Genomic DNA, 16,520 nt, shown 5'->3' with positions numbered 1-16,520 from the left:
GCCTGCGCGAACGCCGACGGCCTAGACGGCCATCAGGTCCTTTTCCTTTTCGGCGAGCAGCTTGTCGATCTCGGCAACATACTTGTCGGTGAGCTTCTGCACCTCGTCTTGTGCGCGCCGTTCCTCGTCTTCGGAAATCTCGTGCTTCTTGAGCGCATCCTTGAGATGAGTGATCGCATCGCGGCGCAGGTTGCGCACCGCCACCTTGGCGGTCTCGCCTTCGTGGCGCACCACTTTGATCAGATCGCGGCGCCGTTCCTCGGTGAGCATCGGCATCGGCACGCGCAGCAGATCGCCCTGTGCCGAAGGATTGAGGCCCAGATCGGATTCGCGGATCGCTTTCTCGATCTTCGGCCCCATGCCCTTTTCCCACGGCTGCACGCCGATGGTGCGCGCATCGAGCAGCGTGACGTTCGCCACCTGGTTGATCGGCACCAGGCTGCCGTAATAGTCGACCATCACGTGATCGAGCAGCCCGGTATGGGCCCGGCCGGTGCGCACCTTGGCGAGATCGGCCTTCAGAGCCTCGACGCTCTTCTGCATCTTGTGTTCGGTGGTTTTCTTCAGTTCTGCAATGATCATGGAAAACTCCCGCTCATCAGCAATGGACCAGCGTGCCCTCGTCCTCACCCATCACGACACGCTTTAAGGCGCCGGGCTTGAAGATCGAGAACACGTTGATCGGCAACTTTTGGTCGCGGCACAGCGCGAAGGCGGTGGCATCCATGACGCCCAAGCCCCGGCCGATCGCCTCGTCGAAGCTGATCTTGGTGTAGCGGATCGCGGCCGGATCCTTCTTCGGATCGGCGCTATACACGCCATCGACTTTGGTGGCCTTCAAGACGATCTCGGCGCCGATCTCCGAGCCGCGCAGCGCAGCCGCCGTGTCGGTGGTGAAGAACGGATTGCCGGTGCCACCGCCGAAGATGACGACCCTGCCTTCTTCGAGATAGCGGATCGCCTTGCCGCGGATGTAGGGCTCGACGACCTGTTCGATGGTCAGCGCCGACTGCACGCGCGCATTCATACCCGCCTGGCGCATCGCGTCGGCGAGCGCCATCGCATTCATCACGGTCGCCAGCATGCCCATGTAGTCGGCGGTGGCGCGGTCCATGCCCGAGGAGGCACCGGCTACGCCACGGAAGATGTTGCCGCCGCCGATCACCACGCCGATCTCGACGCCGAGATCGGCGACCGCCTTGACCTCGTTGACGATCCGCCAGAGCGTCTCGCGATTGATGCCATAGGCATCGTCGCCCATCAACGCCTCGCCGGAGAGCTTGAGCAGGATGCGACGGTAACGCGGTGCGGCGGCCGGCATGATGATGCTTACTTCTTGGCGGCGGCAGCCTGGGCGGCCACTTCGGCAGCGAAGTCGGACTGTTTCTTTTCAATCCCTTCGCCGACGATGTAGAGCGTGAAGGCGTTGACCGTCGCGCCCTTGCTCTTCAGCAGCTCACCGATGGTCTGCTTGCCGTCCTCGGCCTTGACGAACACCTGACCCAGCAGCGTGACGTCCTTGAGGAACTTCTGCACCGTGCCTTCGGCGATCTTCTCGAGCATCGCTTCGGGCTTGCCGGCCTCGCGCGCCTTTTCGATCGCAATGCGCCGCTCGGTGTCCAAGAGTTCGGCCGGCACGCCGGAGGCATCCAGCGCCTTGGGCTTGGAGGCGGCAATGTGCATCGCGATGTCCTTGGCCATCTGATCATCACCGCCACTGACATCGACCAGCACGCCAATCTTCGAACCACCATGCACATAGGCAGCGAGCTTGCCTTTCGCCTCCATGCGCACGAAGCGGCGGATCGTCATGTTCTCGCCGATCTTGCCGACCAGGGCGGCACGCGTCGATTCGACCGTGCCATCGCCCAGCGGCAGTGCAGAAAGCGCTGCGACATCGGCAGGGTTCTGCGTCGCGACGAGCTCGGCACAATTCTTTGCCAGCGCAACGAACTCGTCGTTCTTGGCGACGAAATCGGTTTCGGAGTTCACTTCGACCATCGCGCCCAGCTTGCCGTCGGCGGCCAGATACATGCCGATGACCCCCTCGGCGGCGATGCGGGTCGCCGCCTTGGTTGCCTTGTTGCCGAGCTTGACGCGCAGGATCTCCTCGGCCTTGGCCATGTCGCCGCCCGCCTCGCTGAGCGCCTTCTTGCATTCCATCATCGGCGCGTCGGTCTTCTCGCGCAGCTCCTTGACCATGCTCGCGGTAATTTCAGCCATGCTCATCTGCTCCCTATGCTCACTCTTCCGTTTCTTCTTCCGCGACCTCGACGAACTCATCGTCGCCGGCCAACTGCTGCACCACCTCGTCGATCGCCTGATTCCGGCCTTCCAGAATGGCATCCGCGGCGCCGCGCGCATAGAGACGGATCGCGCGCGAGGAGTCGTCGTTGCCCGGGATCACGTAGTCGATGCCGATCGGGCTGTGATTGGTATCGACGACACCGACGATCGGGATCCCGAGCTTGTTGGCTTCGGTGACGGCAATCTTGTGATAGCCGACGTCGATGACGAACAGCGCATCCGGCAACGCCGCCATGTCCTTGATGCCACCGAGGCTCTTTTGCAGCTTGGCAAGTTCACGCGTCAGCATCAAGCCTTCTTTCTTGTTCATTTTCTCGAGCGTGCCATCCTCGACCATCTGCTCCATTTCCTTGAGACGCTTCAATGATTGCTTGACGGTCTTGAAGTTGGTCAGCATGCCGCCCAACCAACGCTCATCGACATAGGGCATGCCGGCACGTTGCGCTTCCTCGGCAATGATCTCGCGCGCCTGGCGCTTGGTGCCGACGAACAGCACGGTACCCTTCTTCGCCGACAGCTTCTTGAGGAAGTCCATCGCCTCGTTGTACTTGGCGAGGGTCTTTTCGAGGTTGATGATGTGGATCTTGTTGCGATGGCCGAAAATGAATGGGGCCATCTTGGGGTTCCAGAAACGCGTCTGGTGGCCGAAATGCACGCCGGCCTCCAGCATCTGGCGCATGGTGGTGCTCATTGCGATCGATCTCCGATATGGGTTGGTCCGCCACCCGGCTGGTTCCCGCCCGATGCGGGCACCCATTCGGCGCCGGGTGTGTGAATTTTGTCCTGCCAGGCAAGACAAGCGGCGAATTATAAATGCATTTCGCGCCCTATCGCAACGGGCGGTAGCGGCGGGGCTTTCTCGCCGCGCGAGGGGTTAGAATCATTGCGATCACCATCGCCCCACAGAGAAAAATGAGCGTCACGATCAAGACCCCAGAAGAAATCGAAAAGATGCGCATCGCCGGCCGGCTCGCCGGTGAGGTACTCGACTACATCGAGCCTTTCGTGAAACCCGGTGTCACCACCGATGAGCTCGACCGGTTGTGCCATGATTACATGGTCAAGGTGCAGGGCTGCATCCCCGCCCCGCTCAACTACGCGCCGCCCGGCTATGTGCCATACCCGAAATCGATCTGCGCCTCGGTCAATCATCAGGTCTGTCATGGCGTGCCCAACGACCGCCCGCTCAAGAAAGGCGATATCGTCAATCTCGACATCACGACGATCAAGGACGGCTGGCATGGCGACACTTCCCGCATGTTCGTCGCGGGCGGGGAGGCCGCCGCCTCGATCCTCGCCAGGCGGCTGATCCGCGTCACCCACGAGTGCCTCTGGCTCGGCATCGCGGCAGTGCGTCCGGGCGCGCACCTGGGCGACATCGGCGCGGCGATCCAGCGCCATGCCGAAGCCAATGGCTTTTCGGTGGTGCGCGAGTTCTGCGGCCACGGCATCGGCCGCAAGTTCCACGAAGAACCGCAGGTGCTCCATTACGGCAAGCGCGGCGAGGGTCTGCGCCTGGAGCCCGGCATGGTGTTCACCATCGAGCCGATGATCAATGCCGGCAAGGCCGCGATCTCCGAATTGGCCGATGGCTGGACGATCGTCACCAAGGACCGCAGCCTCTCCGCGCAGTGGGAGCACACCGTCGCGGTCACCGAGACCGGCGTCGAGGTGCTGACATTGTCGGCGGGCGCGCCGCCCAATCCTCTCCAGTCCTGAATATTTCGCCGCTTTGGCAAAGCCCTGCCCCGCCCCTTCAAGCGATCTGATCGCCTTCTGTCGCGACCAGTTGCGGACGCAACGCGAGGCATTGCAGCAGCGCTATCTCGCCGGCGGCCACCCCGCCGCCCTGCTCCACGGCACCGCCCGGCTGATCGACCGTGTGCTGCGCCACCTCTGGCGGACCGCCGGGATGGACCGGCAGTTGGCGCTCGTCGCCGTCGGCGGCTACGGACGCGGCGAGCTCTACCCGGCATCGGATGTCGATCTCTTGATCTTGCTGCCGGAGGATGCCGGCGAGAACCATACGCCGCAACTGGAATCGCTCATCGGCATGCTCTGGGACATCGGCCTCGAAATCGGTCACAGCGTGCGCAGCATCGGCGAGTGCCTGAGCGAAGCCTCGCGCGACATCACGATCCAGACCGCGCTGCTCGAAGCGCGCTTCTTGTGCGGCGACCGCGCACTGTACGAGCGCTTTCACACCGCCTTTGCCACGCAGCTCGAGCCGCTGGCCTTTTTTCGGGCGAAACGCCTCGAACAGGAAGAGCGTTACGCGAAATATCAGGACACGCCCTACGCGCTGGAACCGAACTGCAAGGAACATCCCGGCGGCCTGCGCGACCTGCAGATCATCCTCTGGGTCGGGCGCGCGGCGACCGGGGCCATCGGCTGGCAGGCGCTCGCCCGCCAAGGCATCGTCTCGGCGCTCGAAGCACGACAACTGGCGGGCACGGAAAACTTCCTGCGCCGCGTGCGGATCGCTTTGCACCTGATCGCCCGCCGGCGCGAAGACCGCTTGTTGTTCGACCATCAGGAAGCACTCGCCAAAAGTCTTGGAATCGCCGCCACCACCCACCGCCGCGCTTCCGAAGTCCTGATGCAGCGCTATTACCGTAACGCCAAGCGCATCACGCAGCTGAACACGCTAATCCTGCTCGATTTGGCCGCCCGGCTGGAGCAACGCCGCGCCGTTGCCCCCATTGCCATCGACGCCGATTTCCAGATCGATCAGAATCTGCTCGACATCCGCAGCGACGACCTCTTCGAACGCCAGCCGGCAGCATTGCTGAAGAGCTTTTTGCTGCTCTCCCAGCGTCCGGAACTGAAAGGCATGACGGCCCGCACACTGCGCGCCCTGTGGCATGCGCGGCGGCACATCGATGCCGCGTTCCGGCGCGATGCGGCCAACCGCGCCAGCTTCCTCGCGTTGTTCAAGACGCAACGTGGGCTGACCCACCAGCTGCGGCGCATGAACCAGTTCGACCTCCTCGGCGCCTATCTGCCCGCCTTCGGCCGCATCGTCGGGCGCATGCAGCACGACCTGTTCCATGTCTATACCGTCGATCAGCACATCCTGCAGGTGGTGCGCAACCTGCGCCGCCTCTCGCTGCCCGAATTCGCCCACGAATATCCCGAACACTCGCGCCTGATGGCGGAGTTCCCGGACCGCTGGCGGCTTTATGTCGCCGCACTGTTCCACGACATCGCCAAGGGGCGCGGTGGCGATCATTCGCAGCTCGGCATGCGCGATGCGCGTCGCTTCTGTCGCGCTCACGGCATCAGTCGGGACGATACGGCGCTGATCGTCTTCCTCGTCGAGCATCATCTGACGATGTCGCTGTTTGCACAAAAACGCGACCTCACCGATCCCGAGGTGATCCGCCGCTTCGCTGCACTCGTCGGCACGGAAGAGCGGCTGACCGCGCTGTATCTGCTCACCGTCTGCGACATCCGCGGTACCGGGCCGAAAGTTTGGAACCCCTGGAAGGCCAAATTGCTCGAGGATCTCTTCCGGCTGACGCGACCATTGCTGACCGGGGAGAGTCGTATCTCGTCAGGCGGTGTGGAAGAACGCCAGGAGGAGGCGCGCGGCAAGCTGCGACTGCGTGGCCTGCGCTCCGGCATCGAGGACGCCTTGTGGCGCGAATTCGATACCGCCTACTTCCTGCGCCACGACAGTGACGAAATCGCCTGGCACACCCAGCAGCTCTACCATCGGCCGGCGCCGGACACTCCTTTGGTCCGTGCGCGCATGAACCCGGCGGGTGCCGGCCTGCAAGTGATGATCTATGTGCGCGACCAGCCGGCGCTATTCGCGCGCATCTGCGGTTTCTTTGCCCGTCTGGGCTTCACGATCGTCGATGCCAAGATTCACACCACCCGCCACGGCTACGCGCTCGACAGCTTCGCGCTGCTCGATCCGGAGCATCAGATGCCTTACCGCGACATGCTGAGCTTCATCGAACACGAACTCGCCGACGAGCTCACACGGCTGCCGCCGTTGTCATCGCCGCCACAAGCGCGCCTGTCGCGCCGGGTGCGGCATATGCCGCTCGCGCCGGAAGTTTCGATTCGCATCGACGAAAATGGCAGGCATCATCTGCTGTCGATCGTCGCCGCCGACCGCACCGGCTTACTCTATGCGATCGCTCTGGTGCTGGCGCGGCATGGCATCACGGTGCATGGCGCCAAGATCATGACGCTCGGCGAACGCGTCGAGGATACGTTCCTGATCAGCGGCGCGGAACTCGGCCAAACCGCCTCGCTGGTGCAGTTGGAGCAGGAGTTGCTCGAAACGCTGAAGATCTGAAACTCGGCGCTGGCAAGACGGCACGCTCAGCCGGCGAATCCGGACTCACACATGTGTTCGATCACCCGCCGCACCTTGATCAGCGCTTCTTCCAGCACCGCCTCGAGCTGAGCGAAACTGATCGCCGTTTTCGAATCGCCGCGCCCGGCCGCCCAGTTCGCCACCGCACAGATCGCTGCGTAAGGGGTTTCCAGCTCGCGCGCCAGCCCTGCCTCGGGCATCCCCGTCATGCCGACGACATCGGCGCCGTCGCGCGCCAGCCGCTCGATCTCCGCCGCGCTCTCCAGACGCGGGCCTTGGGTCGCGGCATACACCGCTGCGCCGGACACCGTCAAGCCGACTGCATCGGCGGCGCACAGCAGCCGTTCGCGCAAGGCACGGTCGTACGGCTCGGTGAAATCGACGTGCACCACGGGCGCTTCGCCGCCATCGAAGAAGGTATGCGGCCGCCCCCAGGTGTAATCGATGATCTGGTGCGGCACCACGAGCGAACCCGGGCCCAGGTCGGCGCGGATGCCCCCGACCGAGGCCACCGAGACGATGTTCTCGGCACCCGCGGCCTTGACCAGCGCCCAGAGGTTGGCGCGGTAGTTGACGCGGTGCGGCGGAATCGTATGACCATACCCGTGGCGCGGCAGAAAAACCACCTCCTGCTTGCCGATGCGGCCGAAAGTGAGCACCCCCGAAGGCTCGCCATAAGGCGTGCGCACCACTTCGCGGCGCAGCACTTCGAGACTCGCCAGCTGCGTGAGGCCGCTGCCGCCGATGACTGCCAACATTCTGATCTCCTTCATGAAACCGGTACACGGGCTCTGCTAGAATGCGCGCCCCTTCTTCCAGGCCCCACTCCATGTCCCGCGCCTTACGCAATATCGCCATTATCGCCCACGTCGACCACGGCAAGACCACCCTGGTCGACCAACTGCTGCGCCAGTCCGGTACCTTCCGCGAGAACCAGCAGGTCGCCGAGCGGGTGATGGATTCCAACGACCTCGAACGGGAACGCGGCATCACCATCCTGGCCAAGAACTGCGCGATCGATTGGGAGGGCACCCACATCAACATCGTCGACACCCCGGGCCATGCCGACTTCGGCGGCGAGGTCGAACGCGTGCTGTCGATGGTCGACGGCGTGCTGCTCTTGGTCGATGCCGTCGAGGGGCCGATGCCGCAGACGCGCTTCGTGACCCGGAAGGCGCTGGCGCTGGGCTTGAAGCCGATCGTCGTCATCAACAAGATCGACCGGCCCGGCGCGCGTCCCGACTGGGTGATCGACCACACCTTCGACCTGTTCGACAAGCTCGGCGCCACCGAGGAGCAGCTCGATTTCCCAGTCGTCTATGCCTCGGCGTTGAACGGCTACGCGATGATGGCTTCCCACACCCCTGGCATCGACATGCGGCCGCTTTTCGAGGCCATCCTGCGTCACGTGCCGCCACCCGACGTCGACTCGGCAGCACCGCTGCAATTGCAGATCTGCTCGCTCGACTACAGCCCGTATCTGGGCCGCATCGGTATCGGCCGCATCAAACAGGGGCATTTGCAGCCCGGTCAGCAGGTCGCGGTAATGTATGGCAGTGAGCACCGCGGCACCGCAAAGGTCGGGCAGATCTTCGTGTTCAAGGGGCTTGAGCGCGAGTCCACCCAAGACGCCGAAGCCGGCGACATCGTGCTGGTCACCGGCATCGAACAAGTCGGCATCGGCGTCACGCTCTGCGCCGTCGACAACCCCGTGGGCTTACCGCCGATCCTGGTCGATGAACCGACGCTGACGATGAATTTCCAGGTCAATACGTCGCCACTCGCCGGTCGTGAAGGCAAGTTCGTCACCAGCCGTCAGATCCGCGAACGCTTGGCGCGTGAGCTGCTCTCCAACGTCGCGCTGCGCGTCAAGGATACCGACAATGCCGATGTCTTCGAAGTTTCCGGCCGCGGCGAGCTGCATCTGACCATCCTGCTCGAAAACATGCGCCGCGAAGGCTATGAGCTCGCCGTCTCCCGACCGCGCGTGGTGCTCCATGAAGTCGATGGCGAGAAGCAGGAGCCCTATGAAATGCTCACCGTGGATGTCGAGGAAGCCCATCAGGGCGGAGTAATGGAGGAACTCGGCCGCAGGAAGGGCGAGCTCCAGGACATGCAGCCCGACGGCAAGGGGCGCGTGCGCCTCGAATACCGCATTCCCGCGCGCGGGCTGATCGGCTTCCAGGGCGAATTCTTGACGCTGACCCGCGGCACGGGCCTGATGAGCCACGTCTTCGACGAATACGGCCCCTGGGCCGGCCCGCTCTCCGACCGCAGGAACGGCGTGCTGGTCTCGGCCGAAGACGGCGCCGCCGTCGCCTATGCGCTGTGGAAACTGCAGGAGCGCGGCCGCATGTTCGTCAACCCCGGCGATCCGGTCTACGAGGGCATGATCATCGGTATCCACAGCCGCGAGAACGACCTGGTGGTGAATCCGATCAAGGGCAAGCAGCTCACCAACATCCGTGCCGCCGGCAAGGACGAGGCGGTGCAGCTCACCCCGCCGATCCGGCTCACACTCGAATCGGCGGTCGAATTCATCGCCGACGACGAGCTGGTCGAGATCACGCCGAAGTCGATCCGGCTGCGCAAGCGTTTCCTGAAAGCGCACGAGCGCAAGCGTGCCGGCCGTGAGGAATCTTCTGAATAAGCTGCCGCCGGCCGCGCGTCGCTGGCTGTGGCGCATCGCAATCGTCAGCGCGATCCTTTCGCTGATCGGCCTCCTTTCCCAGACGCCGGTGATGCCGCTGATGTGCAAGATCTATGGATAGCATGAAATATCTTACATGCCGACCATGGCCACTTGCGTTTGGCTGATCAAGGTCGGCGATGCGGACGAGGCAAGAATGTAACGGGCAGAAAAAACCTGGCATTGCCTCGATGATTCGTTGCCAGGCAAAATAGCGCTGCAATCGTAAGGAGCTCTTCATGCACCCGCGCTTCGCTGTAGACGAAACGAGCCTGACGCAATTGTGCAAAGCGCACCATATCCGTCGGCTCGCCTTGTTCGGCTCTGTGCTCAAAGGTACTGACCGCCCCGACAGCGACATCGATCTGTTGGTCGAATTCGACCCCGAAGCTCACCCGACCCTTCTCGATCTCGCTCAAATCGAGATCGAACTGTCGCGCGCCTTGGGTGGCAGGAAAGTCGATCTGCGCACCGCCGAGGATCTGAGCCGTCACTTCCGGGATGAAGTCGTGCGCACCGCGCAGGTGCAGTATGTCGCCCGCTGACCGCTGGCGCATCCTGCACATGGTCGAGGCTGCGGAACAGGCGCTGGCTTTTGTACGCAATCGCCAGCGCACGGACTTGGAGGCCGATCCGATGCGACGTCTTGCACTCACCCGTGCGATCGAGATCCTGGGCGAGGCCGCCGCCCAAGTAAGCGACTCTGCTCGAATCGAGTTGGACGACATCCCCTGGCCACAGATCGTCGGTATGCGCAACCGGCTGGTTCATGCCTATTTCGATATCAATCTCGACATCCTCTGGGATACCGTCCACCTGGCTTTGCCGCCGCTGATCGCAAGACTCAAACCGGCAATCGCACATGCATCGCCCGATCTCGATTGAAACTTTCATCCGCGTTCGGTAGTCTTAAAGAACGTTTCAACCAACCACAGAGAGGTAACACCATGCAACCGTTCGACATCGTCACGCAAACCTCTGCCGAATCGGTCGTCCGTCAAAACCGCGTGCTGCGCAACACCTACGCCCTGCTCGGCCTGTCGATGGTGCCGACCGTGCTCGGCGCCCTGCTCGGCATCCAGATGAAGTTCTCCTTCCTCGCCGGCAGCCCGTTTATGGCCTTCCTGCTGTTCCTCGGCATCGCCTGGGGCTTCATGTACGGTATCGAGCGCACCAAGAACAGCGGCATGGGTGTCGTGCTGCTGCTGGCTTTTACGTTCTTCATGGGCCTGATGCTCTCGCGCATCCTGCAGGTGGCGCTGGGCTTTGCCAACGGCGGCAGCCTCATCGCGCTGGCCGCGGGCGGCACCGGCGCGATCTTCTTCGTGATGGCCGGCATCGCCGCGACGACCAAACGCAACTTCTCCAACCTTGACAAGTTCCTCTTCGCCGGCGTGATCCTGCTGCTCCTGGCGATGCTCGCCAATCTGTTCTTCCAGATTCCGGCGCTGGCGCTGACGATCTCGGTGCTCGCGATCGGCATCTTCTCCGCGCTGATCCTCTACGATATCAACCGCATCGTCCAGGGCGGCGAGGACAACTACATCTCGGCGACGCTGGCGGTCTATCTCGACATCTACAACGTCTTCGTCAGCCTCTTGAACCTGCTGCTCGCCTTTGGCGGCCAGCGGGATTGATGATGAAACTCGGCGCTGACGGGACGGCACCCCAGCGCCCTGCGACGGCGCCCCCGCGGGCGCCGTTTTCGTTTCAATGAGCGAACGCCTGCCCCGTGCCTGGTGGCTGGTCTTCGCCGCCTGGCTCGTCGCCGCCGGTGCGACACTGGGCGCGCTGTTCTTCGGCGAGGTGATGGGCATCCCGCCCTGCCTGCTGTGCTGGTATCAGCGCATCTGCATGTTCCCGCTGGCGCTGATCCTGCCGCTCGGGCTCATCTCCTGGGATCCCCGCATCGTCCGTTATGCGCTGCCGCTCGCCGTGATCGGCCTGGGCGTCGCGCTGTTCCATCAGGCGCTGGTGGCCGGCTGGGTACCGAAAAGTCTCGAACCCTGCGCGCGTGGCGTGCCCTGCTCGAAGACCGTCATCGAGTGGTTCGGCTTTTTGACCATTCCCTGGCTGTCGATCGCGGCGTTCGCGGCGCTCGTCGCTTTGCTGGCGCTCGCCTGGCGGGAGATGAGACGGTGAATCCGCGCACCCTCGTCCTCACGACGGCCGCCCTGCTGCTGGCATTGTTCACCACGGCCACCCTGCTCTACCACCGCACGCAGGCCGAAGCCGCCAGCCAGCGCGCCACCGAGCACGGCGACAGCCTGATCCGCCCGCATGCCCCGATCCTCGGCGCCGCCGCCGCACCGGTGACGATCGTCGAATTCTTCGACCCCGCCTGCGCCACCTGCCAGGCCTTCCACGCCCCGCTGATGGCGCTGATCGACGCGCATCCGGGCAAGCTCAAACTGGTGCTGCGCTATGCGCCCTTCCAGATCGGTTCCGAGCACATAGTCGCCCTGCTGGAAGCCGCCCGCCGCCAGGACAAGTTTTGGCCGGTGCTCGACGTGCTGATGGCAACGCAGGACGACTGGAAACCGCTGCATGAAGCCGAACTGCCGCGAGTCTGGAAACATCTCGACGTGCTGGGACTCGACCTCGACCGGCTGCGCCGCGACATGTCCGATCCAGAAATCGCCGCACGCATCAGACTGGACGAAGACGATGCCGCCCGGCTGAAGATCGACACGACGCCGACCTTTTACGTCAATGGCCGGCCGCTGCCGGGCTTTGGTTTCGGCGTGCTGCAAAAAACCGTCGCGGCGGCGCTAGCCGCGCTCGAATAGCGCCACCGACTCGACGTGCGAGGTGTGTGGGAACATGTTGGCGATGCCCGCCGTGACGAGCCGATAGCCTTTTTCATGCACCAGCACCGCGGCATCGCGCGCGAGTGTGGCCGGATTGCAGGAGACATAGACGATGCGCGCCGGCGCATCGACAGCGAGACATTTGACGAGCTCGACCGCCCCTTCGCGCGGCGGGTCGATCAGCATCTTGTCGAAGCGTCCCCAGCCATCGAGCTCGCCGGCGGTGACCGTGAACAGATTGGCGACGTGATAGTCGATCTGCGCGGCGAGGCCATTGGCCAGCGCATTCTCGCGTGCCCGCGCCACCAGCGCGGCACTGCCCTCGACGCCGACCACCCGCGCGCCGAGGCGGGCGAGCGGCAGTGTGAAATTTCCCAAGCCGCAGAACATGTCGGCGATGGTTTCGCCCGGTCGCACCTGCATCAGATTCAGCGCCCGGCGCACCAGCACGCGATTCACCTCATGATTCACCTGCGTGAAATCGGTTGGGCGAAAGCGCAGGCAGACATCGAAATCCGGCAGGCGATAACTCGGCCACGGCGCATCGGCGGGATGAAAGGGCGCGGCGGTATCCGGCCCGCCCGGCTGCAGCCACAGATGCACGCCGACTTCCTCGGCGAAGCCGCGCAGCACCGCCTCATCCGCAGCGGTCAGCGGTTCGAGGATGCGCAACACCAAGACCGGCGGGCCCTCGCCGACGGCCACCTCGATCTGCGGCAAGCGCTCGGCGATCGAAAGCCGGCCGACCAAGACCCGCAAGCCCGGCAGCAGTGCGGAAATCGGCGCTGGCAGCACGGCACAGGCCGTCATGTCGGCGACATAGCTGCTCTTTTTCTCGTGAAAACCCACCAGCACGCCGCCTTTCTTCACCACCTTGCGTACGGTCAGCCGTGCACGGCGCCGATAGCCCCAAGCCGGGCCGACGATCGGCGGCAGGATCGTCTCGGGGCGCAGACGCGCGATATGCCAGAAGGCGTCTTCGAGCACGCGCTGTTTGATCGCCGTCTGCGCGCCGATCTCCAGATGTTGCATGCTGCAGCCGCCGCAGACGCCGTAATGCGGACAGCGCGGCGCGACCCGTTGGCTCGATGGCTTAAGGATGTCCTCGACACGCCCGGTATCGAATTTCGGCTTGCTGCGCAGGCGTTGGTAGCGCACCCGTTCCCCCGGCAAGGCCCCTTCGATGAAGACCACCTTGCCCTCGACGTGGGCGACACCGCGGCCGTCGTGGTCGAGCGATTCGATGTCGGCGACGTTCATGGGCGGCCAGGCAAATAGTTAATTATAAAATAAAAAAAGATCGAAAAAATCGAGGTGAGCGGAATGAACCCCACCAATTCATGTATTCATGCGAAAGAACCGGGCCACACCAGCGCACCCCTGCATATCCTAAGTAATATTTCATTGATCTCGGTCAACTGGCGAGAATCCGTAAAAGCTTAAATTTGTTTTACAAAATGAAATTTCATCGCCAGCTTTTATATTCGCTCGCCGGCATCCTGCTGGCTCTGCTGTTGTTATTCCAGTTTGTCACTTGGGGGTTGGCAAGGCAGACCGCCGAAGCTCGGGCCATCGAGGACGCCGAGCGCGTCAGTGCCATTCTGATGAGCGTGCGCCGTGTCTATCACCGTGCTTTCATTGACGCCAACCTCGAACTCAATGAACAGACACTGCCGCTTCTGCCGGCCTTCGCGATGACCCGGATCGCCAACGAACTGAAAAGCTACGACAACAGCGGCTTTACTTTCAACAACGTTTCTGACCAAGCGCGTGACCACCAGAATTTGGCTGATGCCGAAGAACTCAAGGCACTCGCCTTTTTCCGCGAAAACCCGAAAGCCGAGCGATACACGGCGCAGATCGTCGACACCGATGGACGCGCGAAGCTCCTTTATGCGCGTCCGATCTGGATCGAGCCTTATTGCCTGAAATGTCACGGAAATCCAGAAGATGCGCCGCCCTCGATCCGCGCGCGCTATACCACCGCCTTCGGATACAAACTCGGTGATCTCCGCGGCGTGCTGTCGATCAAGCTGCCCAAAGAACAGGTCGCTTTGCATGCCTGGCGCGACTTCCGATGGCAGCTTCTGATCAGCTTGGCGATCTTTTTTGTCGCCGGCACCATACTGATCTGGCGACTGCGTCGTGATCTCGCCCGACCATTGGCAAGCGTTTCAGAGGCGGCACGACGGCTGGCCGCTGGTGATCTTGCGGCACGCGCACAGCCTGCCTCGTCGATCGATGAGGTCCAGGCAGTCGCCGAGAGTTTCAACCGCATGGCGGCCAGCCTCGGCGAGTCGCAAAAAGCGCTCGCCGACAGCGAAGCCCGTCTGTTCACGACGCTCTCTTCGATTGGCGATGCGGTGATCAGCACCGATGCTGCAGGACGCATCGAGTTCATGAACCCGGTTGCCGAGGCGTTGACCGGCTGGAGTATGGCTGAAGCAGCGGGGCTGCCGATTGGCGAAGTATTCCGCATCGTCAACGAGCAGACTGGCGAATCGATGGAAAATCCCGTCGCACGGGTATTGCGCGAAGGCATCGTCGTCGGGCTGGCCAACCATACCTTACTGCTACGACGCGATGGTGAAAAAACGCCGATCGCCGACGCCGGCGCTCCGATCCGAGACAAGCAGGGACGAGTATCAGGCGTCGTGCTCGTGTTTCGCGATGTCACGCGTGAACGTCTCGCCCAGAAGAAGCTGGCCGAATCCGAGGCACGCTATCGGCTGCTCGCCGAACATGGAAGAGATTGCATCACATTCGAACAACCCACCGGCAGCTTCTCCTATGTCTCGCCTTCCGCTCTGAGTGTCTTCGGCGTATCCGCCGAAGAACTGAAGGCCAATGGCGAAGCCTTGCCGAATCGGATGGTGCATGAGGAAGATCGGCGGAGATGGCATGCCCATCTCGAACAACCCGACAAACCAGCTCAAGGAATGGAGCTGCGCCTGACCCGTCCAGATGGCGAGATCATCTGGATCGAACACGATTGCACACCGGTCTACGAACAGGGCCATTATCTCGGGCGACGTGGCGCTTTTCGTGACATCACGGCAAGAAAGAAAGCCGAGGCGGAAGCCGAACGGCTCGCCAATCACGATCTGCTCACCGGGCTGCCCAACCGACGCCATCTTGTGCAACGGCTCGACCAAGAGCTCTCCACATTGCCGCGTAAAAAAATACTTGCGGCGCTGATCCTGATCAACCTGTCCGGTTTCAAGCGGCTCAACGAAGCACGCGGCGAAGCCTTCGGCAACCAGGTGCTGATCGCCGTCGCCGAGCGCCTGCAGCATACCCTGCGCGAGGGCGATCTCGTCGCACGTGCCTATGGTGATGAATTTGCCTTGTTGCTGACGAATCTCGACAATCGTATCGATCAGACAACCAAGCAGATCGCCACCGTGCTGACCAAATTGCAACAGGCGATTTCTGCGCCAATCTTCCTGGAAAGCGAGGAAATCACGCTCGCCGCCTGCTTCGGTATCACCCACCTGCCCGCGAGCTCGGGTGACAACGCCGAAGCCGTATTGCGCCGCGCAGATACTGCCCTGCATCGCGCAAAAGCCAAAGGTGCCGGAGAATATGCCTTCTTCGAGGCAGCAATGGGCGAAGCTGCGCGCCTGCGTTTCGAGCTCGAAAAGGAACTTCGCCGTGCCCTGGCGCGAGACGAGCTGCGATTGTTCCTGCAATCGCAAGTCGACGGCTCGGGTCGCACCATCGGTGCGGAAGTCCTGCTACGTTGGCAACATCCCGAACGGGGGTTGATCCCTCCAGGCCAGTTCGTGCCGATCGCCGAAGAATCGAAACTGATCCTCGACCTCGGCGCCTGGGTACTGCGTGAAGCCTGTCGGTTGATCCGCCGAACGCTCGATGAAGGTCGCCCCCTTCGCCTGTCGGTCAATCTCTCGGCACGGCAGTTTCGACAGCCTGGTTTCGAGCATTGGCTCACCGATCTGATCGAAGCACATGGAGCCGATCCTGCGCTACTCACCCTGGAGGTCACGGAAAGTCTTGCCATCGAAGATTTTGCCGTCACCGTCGGCCGCATGCATGCCATGCGCACCACGGGCTTGCATTTCTCGCTGGATGACTTCGGCACGGGATACTCGTCGCTCGCCTATCTGAAACGTCTGCCGCTCTCTGAAATCAAAATCGACAAAAGCTTCATTCTCGATGCACCGCAGGATTCTGATGATGCGGCCCTCGTCGATACGATCCTCGCAGTGGCTCGACAGCTCAAGCTGCGCGTCGTCGCCGAAGGCGTGGAAACCGCTCTTCATGCGGCATTCCTCGATGGCAAGGGCGAGATCGTTCGTCAAGGGTATTACTACGGAAAACCGATACCAGTCGAGGACTGGTTGAAAGCATGGCAGTAATC

General features: G+C 62.7%; 16 protein-coding genes. 10 read left to right on the top strand and 6 right to left on the bottom strand.

What is annotated here, in order from left to right; translation table 11 throughout:
• Window positions 1-21 precede the first annotated feature (21 nt).
• From frr to rpsB, 4 genes are read right to left on the bottom strand one after another with little or no spacing between them, the layout of a single operon-like run.
• Entirely contained in the window at window positions 22-579 is a 558-nt protein-coding gene (frr, locus tag M52SOB_RS04715) for a ribosome recycling factor (RefSeq protein ID WP_126447687.1), read from the bottom strand.
• Between the two features lie 19 nt (window positions 580-598).
• On the bottom strand, window positions 599-1,321 hold the full coding sequence (gene pyrH, locus M52SOB_RS04710) for a UMP kinase (RefSeq protein WP_131110801.1): 723 nt from the start codon (window positions 1,319-1,321) through the stop codon (window positions 599-601).
• A gap of 8 nt (window positions 1,322-1,329) precedes the next feature.
• The gene (gene tsf / locus M52SOB_RS04705) at window positions 1,330-2,223 is read right to left on the bottom strand and encodes a translation elongation factor Ts (RefSeq protein WP_131110800.1); all 894 of its coding nucleotides are present in this window, start codon (window positions 2,221-2,223) and stop codon (window positions 1,330-1,332) included.
• Window positions 2,224-2,242: 19 nt separating this feature from the next.
• Window positions 2,243-2,998 (bottom strand): 30S ribosomal protein S2, encoded by a 756-nt coding sequence (rpsB, locus tag M52SOB_RS04700; protein ID WP_131110799.1) that lies wholly within the window; start codon window positions 2,996-2,998, stop codon window positions 2,243-2,245.
• A 221-nt stretch (window positions 2,999-3,219) separates the two neighbouring features.
• Between rpsB and map the strand changes: the two genes are divergently transcribed.
• Entirely contained in the window at window positions 3,220-4,026 is an 807-nt protein-coding gene (gene map, locus M52SOB_RS04695) for a type I methionyl aminopeptidase (protein ID WP_131110798.1), read from the top strand.
• Between the two features lie 13 nt (window positions 4,027-4,039).
• Window positions 4,040-6,619, top strand: coding sequence for a [protein-PII] uridylyltransferase (locus M52SOB_RS04690; RefSeq protein WP_284155206.1), 2,580 nt, complete (start codon window positions 4,040-4,042; stop codon window positions 6,617-6,619).
• 26 nt (window positions 6,620-6,645) lie between these two features.
• Here the strand turns inward: M52SOB_RS04690 and M52SOB_RS04685 are convergent, their stop codons facing one another.
• The gene (locus tag M52SOB_RS04685) at window positions 6,646-7,398 is read right to left on the bottom strand and encodes an S-methyl-5'-thioinosine phosphorylase (RefSeq protein WP_131110797.1); all 753 of its coding nucleotides are present in this window, start codon (window positions 7,396-7,398) and stop codon (window positions 6,646-6,648) included.
• Between the two features lie 71 nt (window positions 7,399-7,469).
• Between M52SOB_RS04685 and typA the strand changes: the two genes are divergently transcribed.
• The 7 genes from typA (at window position 7,470) to M52SOB_RS04655 (ending at window position 12,118) form a co-directional block, all read left to right on the top strand.
• Complete coding sequence (gene typA, locus M52SOB_RS04680; RefSeq protein WP_131110796.1) at window positions 7,470-9,290, top strand: translational GTPase TypA; 1,821 nt, start codon at window positions 7,470-7,472, stop codon at window positions 9,288-9,290.
• The gene (locus M52SOB_RS13905; RefSeq protein ID WP_172601748.1) at window positions 9,271-9,411 is read left to right on the top strand and encodes a hypothetical protein; all 141 of its coding nucleotides are present in this window, start codon (window positions 9,271-9,273) and stop codon (window positions 9,409-9,411) included. Before typA ends, M52SOB_RS13905 begins: the two co-directional genes overlap by 20 nt.
• A gap of 157 nt (window positions 9,412-9,568) precedes the next feature.
• The gene (locus M52SOB_RS04675) at window positions 9,569-9,874 is read left to right on the top strand and encodes a nucleotidyltransferase family protein (protein WP_131110795.1); all 306 of its coding nucleotides are present in this window, start codon (window positions 9,569-9,571) and stop codon (window positions 9,872-9,874) included.
• Window positions 9,861-10,214 (top strand): HepT-like ribonuclease domain-containing protein, encoded by a 354-nt coding sequence (locus M52SOB_RS04670; protein WP_131110794.1) that lies wholly within the window; start codon window positions 9,861-9,863, stop codon window positions 10,212-10,214. Before M52SOB_RS04675 ends, M52SOB_RS04670 begins: the two co-directional genes overlap by 14 nt.
• Window positions 10,215-10,276: 62 nt before the next feature.
• On the top strand, window positions 10,277-10,966 hold the full coding sequence (locus tag M52SOB_RS04665) for a Bax inhibitor-1/YccA family protein (protein WP_131110793.1): 690 nt from the start codon (window positions 10,277-10,279) through the stop codon (window positions 10,964-10,966).
• 76 nt (window positions 10,967-11,042) lie between these two features.
• The gene (locus M52SOB_RS04660; RefSeq protein ID WP_131110792.1) at window positions 11,043-11,471 is read left to right on the top strand and encodes a disulfide bond formation protein B; all 429 of its coding nucleotides are present in this window, start codon (window positions 11,043-11,045) and stop codon (window positions 11,469-11,471) included.
• Entirely contained in the window at window positions 11,468-12,118 is a 651-nt protein-coding gene (locus M52SOB_RS04655) for a DsbA family protein (RefSeq protein ID WP_172601747.1), read from the top strand. Before M52SOB_RS04660 ends, M52SOB_RS04655 begins: the two co-directional genes overlap by 4 nt.
• Here the strand turns inward: M52SOB_RS04655 and rlmD are convergent.
• Entirely contained in the window at window positions 12,101-13,399 is a 1,299-nt protein-coding gene (rlmD, locus tag M52SOB_RS04650; RefSeq protein ID WP_131110790.1) for a 23S rRNA (uracil(1939)-C(5))-methyltransferase RlmD, read from the bottom strand. The genes M52SOB_RS04655 and rlmD overlap by 18 nt on opposite strands.
• A 197-nt stretch (window positions 13,400-13,596) precedes the next feature.
• Here rlmD and M52SOB_RS04645 point away from each other — a divergent pair, with 197 nt between their 5' ends.
• The gene (locus tag M52SOB_RS04645; protein ID WP_131110789.1) at window positions 13,597-16,518 is read left to right on the top strand and encodes an EAL domain-containing protein; all 2,922 of its coding nucleotides are present in this window, start codon (window positions 13,597-13,599) and stop codon (window positions 16,516-16,518) included.
• Window positions 16,519-16,520: the final 2 nt, after the last annotated feature.

Origin of the sequence: Sulfuricystis thermophila (assembly GCF_004323595.1) — a bacterium.
In the GTDB taxonomy this organism is placed as follows: Bacteria; Pseudomonadota; Gammaproteobacteria; order Burkholderiales; family Rhodocyclaceae; genus Sulfuricystis; species Sulfuricystis thermophila.
This window is presented reverse-complemented; position numbering and strand designations above follow the sequence as displayed.